This window comes from Polaromonas sp. (assembly GCF_031411155.1).
Classification (GTDB): domain Bacteria; phylum Pseudomonadota; class Gammaproteobacteria; order Burkholderiales; family Burkholderiaceae_C; genus Polaromonas.
Map to the genome: position 1 here is coordinate 1 of NZ_JANOAL010000004.1, position 13,233 is coordinate 13,233.

The 13,233-nt window shown below is 65.1% G+C and carries 8 protein-coding genes; 4 read left to right on the plus strand and 4 right to left on the minus strand.

Annotated features, from left to right (window positions below; genetic code table 11):
- Positions 1-125 precede the first annotated feature (125 nt).
- Positions 126-821, minus strand: coding sequence for a GntR family transcriptional regulator (locus RMO23_RS00080; RefSeq protein WP_309677880.1), 696 nt, complete (start codon positions 819-821; stop codon positions 126-128).
- A 125-nt stretch (positions 822-946) separates the two neighbouring features.
- Here RMO23_RS00080 and RMO23_RS00085 point away from each other — a divergent pair, with 125 nt between their 5' ends.
- Both RMO23_RS00085 and RMO23_RS00090 read left to right on the plus strand, forming a co-directional pair.
- Complete coding sequence (locus RMO23_RS00085; protein WP_309677882.1) at positions 947-2,167, plus strand: aminotransferase class V-fold PLP-dependent enzyme; 1,221 nt, start codon at positions 947-949, stop codon at positions 2,165-2,167.
- Between the two features lie 41 nt (positions 2,168-2,208).
- Positions 2,209-3,186, plus strand: coding sequence for a tripartite tricarboxylate transporter substrate binding protein (locus tag RMO23_RS00090; protein ID WP_309677883.1), 978 nt, complete (start codon positions 2,209-2,211; stop codon positions 3,184-3,186).
- Between the two features lie 32 nt (positions 3,187-3,218).
- On the opposite strand, the gene nth is transcribed toward RMO23_RS00090, so the two are convergent.
- Together nth and RMO23_RS00100 are read right to left on the minus strand one after the other, a co-directional pair.
- Positions 3,219-3,863, minus strand: a complete 645-nt coding sequence (gene nth / locus RMO23_RS00095; protein WP_309677884.1) for an endonuclease III — start codon at positions 3,861-3,863, stop codon at positions 3,219-3,221.
- Between the two features lie 19 nt (positions 3,864-3,882).
- Positions 3,883-8,649, minus strand: coding sequence for an NAD-glutamate dehydrogenase (locus RMO23_RS00100; RefSeq protein WP_309677885.1), 4,767 nt, complete (start codon positions 8,647-8,649; stop codon positions 3,883-3,885).
- Between the two features lie 192 nt (positions 8,650-8,841).
- On the opposite strand from RMO23_RS00100, the gene RMO23_RS00105 reads away from it, so the two are divergent.
- The gene (locus RMO23_RS00105) at positions 8,842-10,038 is read left to right on the plus strand and encodes a PLP-dependent aminotransferase family protein (protein WP_309677887.1); all 1,197 of its coding nucleotides are present in this window, start codon (positions 8,842-8,844) and stop codon (positions 10,036-10,038) included.
- 159 nt (positions 10,039-10,197) lie between these two features.
- Here the strand turns inward: RMO23_RS00105 and RMO23_RS00110 are convergent, their stop codons facing one another.
- Positions 10,198-11,019, minus strand: coding sequence for a pyruvate, water dikinase regulatory protein (locus RMO23_RS00110; protein ID WP_309677889.1), 822 nt, complete (start codon positions 11,017-11,019; stop codon positions 10,198-10,200).
- Positions 11,020-11,199: 180 nt separating this feature from the next.
- Here RMO23_RS00110 and ppsA point away from each other — a divergent pair.
- A partial coding sequence (gene ppsA / locus RMO23_RS00115) for a phosphoenolpyruvate synthase (RefSeq protein WP_309677890.1) occupies positions 11,200-13,233 on the plus strand: 2,034 nt, incomplete at its 3' end.

Genomic DNA, 13,233 nt, shown 5'->3' on the forward strand with positions numbered 1-13,233 from the left:
CTCGCCCTGGGTTTCGGCAGCCAGCCGGACGGCCAGCCGGCCCGCCACCTCGTTGCTGGCGCGCGCCACGCCGTCGTAGGCCGCAGCGGCGGCCTGCCGGGTGATTCTGAGCGGGAGCGGGGCGTTCATGCGGTTGCTTTCGCCGAATCTGCCTTGCCGGCCGCGCGCAGCTGCTCGATCACGACATGGCGCTTGTTGTTCAGGTGATTCAGCAGCACCTGGCGCATGGCCACCGGGTCGCGCGCTGTCAGGGCCGCAATCATCTGCTCGTGCTCCTGCATCGCCGCCTGCCACTTTTCCTCGTCCTGGTTGGAGCGAAAGCGCAGTGCCTGCAGCCGCGCGTTGACTTGCCGGTAGGTGGCGCTCAGTACCGGGTTTTTGCTGGCGGCGTTGATGGCGCCGTGAATCGCCGCGTTCAGGCGGTAGTAGGTGGGCAGGTCACGGCGCGTGTAGGCGGCCAGCATTTCAAAATGCAGGGCCTTGATCTCCAGCAGCTCGGCATCGGTGATGCGCTGCGCGGCGAGTTCGCCCGACTGCGCCTCCAGCCCGGCCATGACCTCAAAGGTGTTGAGTACATCGTTCTCGCTCAGCTCCACCGCAATCGCGCCGCGGTTGGGCAGCAGCTCCACCAGGCCTTCTGCGGCCAGCATCTTGATGGCTTCGCGCAGCGGGGTGCGCGACACATTGAGCACTTCGCTCAGTTCCCGTTCATTGAGCTTGGCGCCGGGCGCGATGCGGTTTTCCACCAGCATCTGGCGCAGGCGGTGCGCCACCTGCTCATGCAGGGCGGCGCGCGGAATGGAGATGATGTCTGCTGTCATGGTCAAATTTTGTATGCAAAAAATGAAACTGTCAAACGCGGTGTTTACCCTTGTTTCGTGTTAATTAAATTGACAAATATATTTTGTATGCAAAAAATGGCGAAAGTTTCCAGGAGCACATTGACATGCTGACGCTTGATTTTCACCCCACCGGGCGGCACTTTCTGCAGATTCCGGGGCCGTCGCCGGTGCCGGACCGCATTTTGCGGGCCATGAGCCTGCCCACCATTGACCACCGCGGCCCCGAGTTTGCGGCGCTGGGCCTGAAGGTCTTGGCAGACATCCAGCAGATTTTCCAGACCACGCAGCCCGTGATTATTTACCCGGCCTCGGGCACCGGCGCGTGGGAGGCGGCCCTGAGCAACACCTTGAGCGCTGGCGACCAGGTGCTGATGTACGAAACCGGCCACTTTGCCGCGCTGTGGCAAAAACTGGCGGCGCGCCTGGGCCTGAAAACCGAGATCATGAGCCACCCCGGTGCCGAGGTCTGGCGTCATGGGGTGCAGGCCGGGCTGATTGAAGAGCGGCTGAAGGCCGATACCCAGCACGCCATCAAGGCGGTTTGCGTGGTGCATAACGAAACCTCGACCGGCGTCACCAGCAACATCGCCGCCGTGCGCAAGGCCATGGATGCCGCCCGGCACCCGGCGCTGCTGCTGGTCGACACCATCTCCGGCCTGGCTTCGGCCGACTACCGGCATGACGAATGGGGTGTGGATGTGAGTATCAGCGGTTCGCAAAAAGGCCTGATGCTGCCGCCTGGCATCAGCTTTAACGCGGTGTCGGCCAAGGCGCTGGAGGCCAGCAAAAAGGCCACGCTGCCCAAGGCCTTCTGGGCCTGGGACGAGATCATCGAGATGAACAAGACCGGCTACTGGCCGTCCACGCCCAACACCAATTTGCTCTACGCGCTGAGTGAAGCCTGTGACATGCTGCTGGCGCATGGGCTGGAGGCCGTGTTTGCGCGGCATCGGCGCTGGGCGCAGGGTGTGCGCGCCTCCGTCAATGCCTGGGGTCTGCAGATTCAGTGTGCCGATGCGGCGCTTTACTCGCCAGTGCTGACGGGGGTCATGACGCCCGAAGGCATGGACGCCGACGCGGTGCGCAAGATTATTTACGAACGCTTCGACTGTTCGCTGGGCACCGGCCTGGGCAAGGTCAGGGGCCGGATGTTCCGCATCGGCCACCTTGGCGACTGCAATGACCTGACGCTGATGGCGGCCCTGTCGGGCTGCGAAATGGGCCTGAAACTCGCTGGCGTGAAGCTGGCAGGCTCGGGCGTGCAGGCCGCGATGGACCATTTCTCAAGCCACGCGGCCGTGGTGCCGCAGCGCCAGGCGGCCTGAACCTCACCCAAGCCTCAGTTCCACAATACCGGAGACAAACCATGCAACGCAGAACCTTTATCAGCAGCGCAGCCGCCGCGGCCGCAACGGTGGCCGCCCCCATGCTCAGGGCGCAAACCCTGCCCGGCGGCCCGGTCCGTATCGTCGTGGGCTTTCCGCCCGGCGGCGGCACCGACGCACTGGCCCGCGTGGTGGGCCAGAAGCTGGGCGCCATGTGGAACACCTCGGTCATCATCGAGAACAAGGGCGGCGCAGCCGGTGTGATTGCGGCCGACTATGTGGCCAAGCAGCCGGGCGATGGCAACACGCTGCTGATGGCGCACATCAACAGCCATGCGCTGGCGCCGGCGCTGGGCATCAAGCTCGGTTACAACGCCGAGCGCGACTTTGTGCCCATCAGCATGGTCGGCATCACGCCCAATCTGCTGATTTGCAATGCCGACCAGCCGGCCAAAACCGTGGCCGACCTGGTGGCGCTGTGTCGCAGCAAGCCGGGTCAAATCAGTTTTGCGTCGGCCGGTGGCGGCTCGGCGCAGCACTTTGCGCTGGAGATGTTCAAGCTGCAGGCCAAAATTTTTGCGCTGCACATTCCTTACCGCGGCTCGGGCCCGGCGCTGGTCGATCTGATTGGCGGCCAGGTCAACTACTGCTTTGAAACCATGACCTCGGCCACGCCCCACGTTAAAAGCGGCAAGGCCATTGCGATTGCCCAAACCCGGCTCAAGCGCGCCAAGGGTCACCCCAATGTGCCGACCATGGCCGAGTCGGGCTTTCCGGGTTTTGAAGCCACGGTGTGGTACGGCCTGATGGGCCCGGCCAAAATGCCGCCCGCCATGGTGCAGCGCATGAACGAAGACGTGAACAAGGTGCTGGCCATGCCCGACGTGCAGGAAAAAATGGAGCAGTACGGCGCCGAGGACGGCGGCGGCAGCACCGAGAAGTTTGCGTCCTTCATCCGGGAAGAACAGAAAAAGTGGGCGCTGGTGGCCCAGCAGGCCAAGGTCAGGGTGGACGCCTGACGCGCCTTCCGGCAGTCGAAGGCAAAGCCTGCTCAGGCGGGCGGTGCCGGCGTCTTGGGGCGGTAGTCGCACCAGGGCGCCACCGCGCACTGCCAGCACAGCGGCTTGCGCGCCAGGCACACATAGCGGCCATGCAAAATCAGCCAGTGGTGCGCGTCCACCAGGTATTCGGGCGGGATGCGCTTGAGCAGTTTCAGCTCCACTTCCAGCGGCGTCTTGCCCGGCGCCAGGCCGGTGCGGTTGCCCATGCGAAAGATGTGGGTGTCCACCGCCATGGTGGCCTCGCCAAAGGCTGAATTGAGCACCACGTTGGCGGTTTTGCGGCCCACGCCGGGCAGGGCTTGCAACGCCTCGCGGCTGCGCGGCACCTGGCCGCCATGCTGGTCGCGCAGTATCTGGCAGGTGGCCAGCAGATTTTTGGCCTTGGTACGGTAGAGGCCGATGGTCTTGATGTAGGTTTCCAGGCCTTCCAGGCCCAGCGCCAGAATTTTCTCTGGCGTGTTGGCAACGGGAAACAGCCTGCGCGTGGCCTTGTTCACGCCGACATCGGTGGCCTGGGCCGAGAGCAGCACCGCCGTCAACAATTCAAACACGCTGGTGTACTCCAACTCGGTGGTGGGCTGCGGGTTGGCGGCCTTGAGCGTGGCAAAAAATAGCTCGATATGTTCGCGTTTCATGGGCTGACATTCACAGCCCTCAAGCCAGATGCCGCAGCTCGCGCAGCGCCACCGACACCGGTGCCAGGTCGGCGCTGCTTTGCGTGCTGATCGTGGCCAGCAGCTTGCAAAGGCGTTCAATGGCCGGCGCGTTTCGGTCGTGCCAGCCCGCCAGCGTTTCGCCGCGCGACAGCAGACCCTCGGTGATCTGGCTGGCGATCGAATAGACGTCGTCGCGCGCGCTGCCGCGGGCCTGGGTTTGCCACAGCGTGTCGGTGGGCAGGCGCCTGATCTCGGCGCGCCAGAGCGTCAGGCCGAGTTCGGCGTCGACGCCAAAGTAGGCGCGCGCCGCCTGTTCCAGTCCTGTGCCGGCGTTTTGCGCCAGATCGACCAGGTCGAGCGCCGGAAAGATGAACTCCAGCGCCGTCAGGTTTTGCGCCAGCGCCGACTCCACGCCGGCTTGCACGAGGCGCAGCGTGGCCTGCTCCCAGCTGGCTTGGGCGGAGGGCGGCAGCCAGTCCGCGAGGTGGGTGCGCAACTCGCGCGCCGCCGGCTGGTAGCGCTCGATCAGGGTCGGCAGCTCGGTGCTCTGGGTGCGCACGCGCAGCATCCAGCGCGAGGCGCGCTGGGCAATGGCGATCAGCTTGGACAGCAGGTCGAGCTGCAGGCTGGCCTCGACCCGGTAATCGAGTGCGTCAATCTGGTCCCACAGCGCTTCCAGGTCGAAAATTTCGCGCGCCAGCGTGAAGGCACGAATCACGTCGGCCGCCGTGGCGCCGGCCTCGGACGCGATGAAGTTGACGAAGGTGGCGCCGGTGCGATTCACCACCGTGTTGGTGATGAAGGTGGCGATGATCTCGCGCCTGAGCGGGTGGCTGGCGATGGCCGCACCGAATTTTTCGGTCAGGACCTTGGGGAAGTAGGCCTTGAGCGCCCGGCTGTAGTACGGGTCGTCCGGCAGGTTGCTGGCCATCAGCCCGTCGAACACCGACATCTTGGCGTAGGCCAGCACCACCGCGCCCTCGGGTGCCGTGAGTCCGGTTTTCCGGGCCTTGCGCTGCGCGATCTCTTCGTCGGTGGGCAGGAATTCGATGGCGCGGTTCAGGCGGCCGTTGTGCTCCAGCCATTGCATCAGCCGTTGCTGCCCGTCCAGCAGATACAGCGGGCGGTGGCTGGCGATGTCGAGTGCCTGGGTCTGGTAGTAGTTGTCGGTCAGCACCAGCAGGCCGACCTCGTCCGTCATCGAGGCCAGCAGGTCGTTGCGCTGCTTCAGCGTCAAGTCACCCGCCTCCACCACGCCGCCCAGCAGGATCTTGATGTTGACCTCGTGGTCGGAGCAGTCCACGCCGGCCGAATTGTCGATCGCGTCGGTGTAGAGCAGTCCGCCTTTTTGCGCGTATTCGATGCGGCCGTTTTGCGTGCAGCCCAGGTTGCCGCCCTCGGCCAGCACTTTGCAGCGCAGCTCGCCGCCGTTGACGCGAAACGCATCGCCGGACTTGTCGCCCGCCTGGGCATGGCTTTCGAAACTGGCCTTGACATAGGTGCCGATGCCGCCGTTGTAGAGCAGGTCCACCGGCGCCAGCAAGATGGCCCGCAGCAGCTCGACCGGGGCCAGCTCGGCGGCCTCGATGCCGAGCGCCGCGCGCGCCTCGGGGCTCAGGCTGATAGCCTTGGCCGAGCGCGGATAGACGCCGCCGCCGGCGGAAATCAGGCTCTTGTCGTAGTCGTCCCAGCTCGAGCGGGGCAGCGCGAACAGGCGTTGCCGCTCGGCAAACGAGCGCGCCGTATCGGGCGTCGGGTCGATGAAGATATGGCGGTGATCGAATGCCGCCAGCAGCCGGATCTGCTCGGACAGCAGCATGCCGTTGCCGAACACGTCACCCGACATGTCGCCGATGCCCGCCACGCTGAACGGCGTGGTCTGGGTGTTGAGCGACAGCGTGCGGAAGTGGCGCTTGACCGACTCCCAGGCGCCGCGCGCCGTGATGCCCATCTTCTTGTGGTCGTAGCCGACCGAGCCGCCCGAGGCAAAAGCGTCGCCCAGCCAGAAGCCGTAGTCGGCCGACACGCGGTTGGCAATGTCGGAGAAGGTGGCCGTGCCCTTGTCGGCGGCCACCACCAGGTAGGGGTCGTCCGGGTCATGCCGGACCACGCTGGCTGGCGGCACCACCGCGCCCTTGACCACGTTGTCGGTCAGGTCCAGCAGGCCCGACAGGAAGAGTTTGTAGCAGGCCACGCCCTCGGCCATCCAGGCTTCGCGGTCACTGGCGGGCGGGGCGTTCTTGAGCACGAAACCGCCCTTGGAGCCGACCGGCACGATCACGGTGTTCTTGACCTGCTGGGCCTTCACCAGGCCCAGCACTTCGGTGCGGAAGTCCTCCCGGCGGTCAGACCAGCGCAGGCCGCCGCGCGCCACCTTGCCGCCGCGCAGATGCACACCCTCGACCCGCGGTGAATAGACCCAGATTTCAAACAGCGGTTTGGGCTCGGGCACGCCAGGGACTTCGCGCGGGTTGAGCTTGAACGACAGGTAGGGCTTGCCTTCGCCGCTGGCGCTGGCTTGCCAGGCGTTGGTGCGCAGCGTGGCCGTGATGGTCAGGAAAAACTGGCGCAGGATGCGGTCTTCGTCCAGGCTGGCCACGGCGCCCAGATGCGCCTCGATCTGCTGCGTCAGCTGCTGCTGGGCCTCATCCCGATTGTCCCGGTTGCCGGGCAGGGCCGGGTCGAAGCGGGCATGGAACAGCCTGACGAGTTCCTCGGCAATGCCCGTGTTGTGGTTCAGTGCAGCCTCGATGTAGCTTTGGCTGAAGCCAAAAGCCAGCTGCTTGAAGTAACGCGTGTAGGCGCGCAGCACGGCGATGGCGCGCGCGTCGAGCGCGGTGCTCAGCACCAGCCGGTTCAGGTCGTCGCTTTCCACCTCGCCGCGCCAGGCCTGCGCAAACAGGGCCTCGAACCGGGCCTTGACGGTGGCCAGATCGGTGCTGGCCGGCAGCTGCAGGCCCAGGTCGTGAATCCACAGCGCATCGCTGCCGATTTGGTAGGGGTGCTCGTCCAGCACCCGGGCGCCCATGCGCTCGAGCACCGGCAGCGAGTCCGACAGCGGGACCTTGGAGGTGTTGTAGATCTTCAGGCGCAGCAGCCCCTCACCGGCATCGAGCGGACGGTACAGCTTGACCGCCAGCGGCGAGGCGGCCGTGAGGCTGGCCAGCATGTCAGCGTCTTCGGCCGCGACCGCCGCCGAAAAATCCTCGCGGTAGGCGGTGGGGAAGGCGCTGGCAAAGCGGTGCGCCAGCGCCAGCCCCGGCCCTTCGCCGTGCGCGCGCAGCAGCTCGCTGGTGCACTCGTCCTCCCAGCGCAGGGCCAGCCGGGCCAGCCGCGCCTCAAGCGCGCGCAGGTCCACGTTCACCGGCGCGTGTTCGCGGGCGCGCACCAGGTAATGAATGCGCGCCAGCGGGCTGTCGGTCAGCATGGGCGTGAATTCGAGCGCCTGGCCGTCGAGGGCCGCCATCAGCTCGGCGCCTATCTTCAGGCGCAGCTCGGTGTTGTAGCGGTCGCGTGGCACGAACACCTGGGCCGAGGTGAAGCGGCCGAACGGGTCGCGGCGCAGGAACAGCCGGGTGCGCTGGCGCTCCTGCAGCCGCAGGATGCCGATCGCATGGTCGGCCAGCGTGGCGGTGTCGATCTGGAACAGCTCGTCGCGCGGGTAAACGTCCAGAATCGATTGCAGGGACTTGGCCGCGTGACTGTCGGGTACCACGCCCGCTCTGGCGATCACGTCGGCCGCGCGGCGCCGCACCTGCGGGATATCCGCCACCGCGGCGGCATAGGCGGTCGAGGTGTAGAGCCCCAAAAAGCGGGCCTCTCCGACCAGCTTGCCGGCGTCGTCAAAGCGCTTGACGGCGATGTAGTCGAGCCAGGCGGGGCGGTGCACGGTGGCGCGCGTCATGGCTTTGGTGATCAGCACCAGTTCGTCGGATTCAAGCAAAGCCACGGCATCGGGCGGCAGGCGCGAGGCGGCCGTCTGCGGGGCGCCGCGCAGGATGCCCAGGCCCGACTCCGGGCGCGCGATCAGGCTGACGGCGTCGCCATCGCGCTGGAGGTCGTAGTCGCGCGCGCCCAGAAAGGTGAAATGCCGGTCTTCCAGCCAGCGCAGGAACTCAATGCCCTCCTGCTTGCTAATGGGCGACAGCTGCGAGCGCGCCACTGCCTGCCCCAGGGCTTGAACCCGTTCCAGCATGGCGTGCCAGTCCTGCACCGCGGCCCGAACGTCGCCCAGCACACTGTCCAGGTCGCGGGCCAGCGCGTCGCGCTCGGCGGCCCCCAGGATGCGGTCGCATTCCACCATGATGAGCGATTCGATCGGGCTGCTTTGGCCCGTGGCGTGGGCCCCTGTTGCGCTGCCCACCGTTTCGGGCCGGCCCTGCGCATTGCGTGTCACATGCAGCAAGGGGTGCACGATCCAGTGCGCCGTGCGGCCGCTGCGGTTGATCGCCATGGTGACCGAATCGACCAGGAACGGCATGTTGTCGTGCACGATCTGGACCGAGGTGTGGTCGCTCACGAAGCCGTCTTCCGCCAGGGTCGGGTTGAAGACGCGGACCTTGGCGGTCTGGGCAGCGCGGGGCGCGTCGAGCAAACGCCAATGGGCGCTGGCAATGCCAAACAGCGTGGCCGGCCCGCGCGTGAGAATTTCGTCCGGGTCGGTGCTCTCAAAGTAGGCCGACACGAATTCGCCGAGCCGCCTGGCACTGGGTCCGGCATGCTCGGCGGTGTAGCTCAGCAACTCGGCAAGCGGTGTGTGGGTCATGGCGTCTCCGATCGTACTTTTTGGTACGGAAGATTCTAGGCCGGCCTGATGACTCCGGGGTGAATTCCTGGGGGCGAGGCATCGGCCCATGCCGCAGTTGCATGGTGGCGGGCGACAGCCCGGCTCGGGCGGCCCTGGCCCGGAATCTTTGGTTACCATCAGCCATTGCCATTTCATCCGTACAGGGCTCCCATGCAATTTGCCGACCGACTCAACAACGTCGAAACCTCCGCCATTCGCGAACTCTTCAAGCTGCTGGGCAAGCCCGGCATCATCAGCTTTGCCGGCGGCTTTCCGGACCCGGCGATGTTTGATGTGGAAGGCCTCAAGCAGGCCAGCAGCACGGCGCTGAACGAGGAGGCCGGTGCGGCCCTGCAATACGGCGCCACCGAGGGCTACCAGCCGCTGCGCGAGCAGCTCGGCAGCTTCATGGCGGGCAAGGGCGCCAGCGTGGCGCCGCAGGAGCTGATCGTGACCACCGGTAGCCAGCAGGCGCTGGACCTGATCGGCAAGACCCTGATTTCGTCCGGCGACAAGGTGATTGTCGAAGGCCCGACCTTTCTGGCCACGATCCAGTGCTTTCGCCTATATGGCGCCGAGCTGATCAGCGCGCCGATTGATGCCCAGGGCGTGAGGACCGACGAACTTGAAAAGCTGATGGCCGAGCATCAACCCAAATTTGTCTACCTGATTCCCACCTTCGGCAACCCGAGCGGCGTCATGCTGAGCCTGGAACGGCGCAAAAAGGTGCTGGAACTGGCCGTCAAGTACAACACGCTGATCGTGGAAGACGACCCCTACGGCGACCTCTACTTTGGCGCACCGCCGCCGCCGTCGCTGCTGGCGCTGAGCGATACGGTGCCTGGCAGCCGCGATCTGCTGGCGCATTGCGGCTCGCTCAGCAAGGTGCTGTCACCCGGTCTGCGCATAGGCTGGCTGATTGCCCAGCCCGAGTTGCTGGCCAAGGCCACCATGTGCAAGCAGTTCAGCGACGCCCACACCAGCACCTTCGCCCAGGCCACGGCCGCGCAATACCTCAGGGGCGGCCGCATGCCCGCCACGCTGGCCCATGTGCGCCAGGTGTATGCCGACCGTGCCAGGGCCATGGGCGAGGCCTTGAGGCGCGAACTCGGTGACGCGATTGAATTTGAGCAGCCCGGCGGCGGCCTGTTTTTCTGGGCGCGCCTGACGGGTGCCCATGGCGGCCTGAAAGACGCCGGCGAGTTTGCCAAACGGGCGATCGAGCAGGGCGTGGCCTTTGTCCCCGGCGCGCCGTTTTATGCGGCCAACGCCGATGCCTCGACCTTCCGGCTCAGCTTCGCAACGGCCGATGTGGCCAAGATCGAAGAGGGCGTGGCGCGGCTGGGCCGGGCCCTGGCCGCCGCCTGAGCGCCAAGCCGGCTTGCAGCGGCTGTTTTTTGCTTTTTTAGGGGCCAAACCGTGCTCCAGCCCAATCAGGACGTGCTGTAGAAGCTATCAAAACAGGAGCGAATTGAGGCCGTGCAGCCTCGGCGATTTCGCCGGGTTCTGTGTTCCGTAAGCTCGCTCTCAATACTCCAGCCGTTCCGGCCTGACTTCCTGCAGGATGGTGGTGGCAATTTCCTCGATGGACTTGGTGGTGGTCGAGAGCCAGCGTATGCCTTCGCGCCGCATCATGGCTTCGGCCTCGTGGATTTCGTTGCGGCAGTTGGCCAGGCTGGCGTAGATGGAGTTGGGCCGGCGTTCGTTGCGGATCTGGCTCAGGCGTTCGGCGGCAATTGTCAGGCCAAAGATTTTCTTGCGGTGTGGCACCAGCGCCGGCGGCAACTGGCGGCGGTCAAAGTCTTCGGGAATCAGCGGGTAGTTCGACGCCTTCAGGCCGTACTGCATGGCCAGGTAGAGCGAGGTCGGGGTTTTGCCGCTGCGGCTGACGCCGACCAGAATCACGTCCGAGCCGGCCAGGTCGCGGTTGCTCTGGCCGTCGTCATGGGCCAGCGAAAAATTGATCGCCTCGATCCGGTCGTCATATTCCTTGCTTTTGGAGGCATCCGAAAAACGACCGACCCGGTGGTTGGACTTGATACCGAGTTCGCCCTCCAGCGGCGCCACAAACATGCCAAACATGTCCAGCAGCATGCCGTTGCAGTGGGTTTTGAGGACGGCCAGGATTTCCATGTTGACCAGCGTTGTGAACACGATGGGCCGCTTGCCCTCGACTTCCGCCGTGTGGTTGATCTGCCGCACCGCCTGGTGGGCCTTGTCCACGCTGTCGATAAACGGCAGGCGCACATGGCGCGGTTTGATCTCGAACTGGGCCAGGATGGCGTTGCCAAAGGTTTCGGCGGTGATGCCGGTGCCGTCGGAGATAAAAAACACGGTTCGGCTGGACATGGCGTGCGGGCTCCAAGGGGTGGTGGGGCAGGAATGGCCTGATTTGGCGGCCGGACCCTACAATTGGCGCAATTATCCTGATTCTGATGCCATGCCCCGCAGCCACCCCCTAGAACCACAACAAGCTGGCCTGCCGCGCATGACAAGCGACCCCGTTTTTAAACCTCCCGGAGTATTTCCATGTCAAATCTGTTTGAGGCGACCGCCCTGGTCGTACCGTTTGAAAACCTGAGGATGACCGATGTCGAGGCGGTGGGCGGAAAAAACGCCAGCCTCGGCGAGATGATCTCGCAACTGCCCACCGGCCCCGAGGGCGTGCGCGTACCGACCGGCTTTGCCACCACCGCCCACGCTTTCCGCGCCTTTCTGGCCCACGACGGGCTGGACGCCAAAATCAATGCCGTGCTGGACGCGCTCGACACCAATGACGTGCGGGCGCTGGCTGAGGCGGGCAGCAAAATCCGCACGCTGGTGCAAGCCCAGCCTTTCCCGGCCGACTTTGAACAAGCTGTTCGCAACAGTTTCGCGGTGCTGAGTGCCGGAAACCCGCAGGCGAGCTTTGCCGTGCGCTCGTCCGCCACGGCCGAGGACCTGCCCGACGCTTCATTTGCCGGCCAGCAGGAAACCTTTTTGAACGTGGTCGGCATTGAAGACGTGCTGCACAAGATGAAAGAGGTGTTTGCCTCGCTCTACAACGACCGCGCCATCAGCTACCGCGTGCACCAGGGCTTTGCCCATGCCGACGTGGCCTTGTCGGCCGGCGTGCAGCGCATGGTGCGCAGCGACAAGGGCGCGGCGGGCGTGATGTTTACCATCGACACCGAGAGCGGCTTTGAAGACGTGGTGTTCATCACCTCCAGCTATGGCCTGGGCGAAACCGTGGTGCAGGGCGCCGTCAACCCCGACGAGTTTTATGTGCACAAGCCCATGCTCAAGGCGGGCCACCGCGCGGTGATTCGCCGCAACCTCGGCTCCAAGCTGCTGCAGATGGAATTCACCACGGCCGACGAGAAAAAGGCCAGCGGCAAGCTGGTCAAGACCACCGACGTGCCGACCGAGTTGCGCAACCGCTATTCGCTGACTGACGCCGATGCCCTGCAGCTGGCGCGCTACGCCGTCATCATCGAGGCGCACTATGGCCGCGCCATGGACATCGAATGGGGCAAGGACGGCACCGATGGCCTGATCTACATCCTGCAGGCGCGCCCCGAAACCGTCAAAAGCCAGGCCAAGGGCAAGGCCGAGCAGCGCTACAAGCTCAAGGGTACCGGGACCGTGCTGGCCGAGGGCCGCGCGATTGGCCAGAAGATTGGCACCGGCCCGGTCCGCATCGTGCATGACATCAAGGACATGGACCAGGTCCAGCCCGGCGATGTGCTGGTGACCGACATGACCGACCCGAACTGGGAGCCGGTGATGAAGCGCGCCAGCGCCATCGTCACCAACCGTGGCGGCCGCACCTGCCACGCCGCCATCATCGCGCGTGAGCTGGGCATTCCGGCGGTGGTGGGCTGCGGCGATGCCACGGAGCAGCTGAAAGACGGCATGCTGGTCACCGTGAGCTGCGCCGAAGGCGACACCGGCAATATTTACGACGGCCTGCTGGAAACCGAAGTGACCGAAGTGCTGCGTGGCGACATGCCGCCCATCGACATCAAGATCATGATGAACGTGGGCAACCCGCAGCTGGCCTTTGACTTCTGCCAGATTCCGAATCAGGGTGTGGGCCTGGCGCGGCTGGAGTTCATCATCAACAACAACATTGGCGTGCACCCCAAGGCGATTCTCGACTACCCGAATGTGGATGCCGACCTGAAAAAGGCCGTCGAAAGCGTGGCCCGCGGCCATGCCTCGCCGCGCGCCTTCTACGTCGACAAGGTGGCCGAAGGCATTGCCACCATTGGCGCCGCGTTCTGGCCCAAGGCGGTGATTGTTCGCCTGTCCGACTTCAAGTCCAACGAGTACCGCAAGCTGATTGGCGGCAGCCGCTATGAGCCGGAAGAAGAAAACCCGATGCTGGGCTTTCGCGGTGCGGCGCGCTACATCAGCGAAGACTTTCGCGAGGCTTTTGCCATGGAATGCGAAGCGCTCAAGCGCGTGCGCAACGACATGGGCCTTAGCAATGTCGAAGTGATGGTGCCGTTTGTGCGCACGCTGGGCCAAGCCAAGGCCGTGACCGAGCTGCTGGCCCAGCATGGCCTGAAGCGCGGCGAT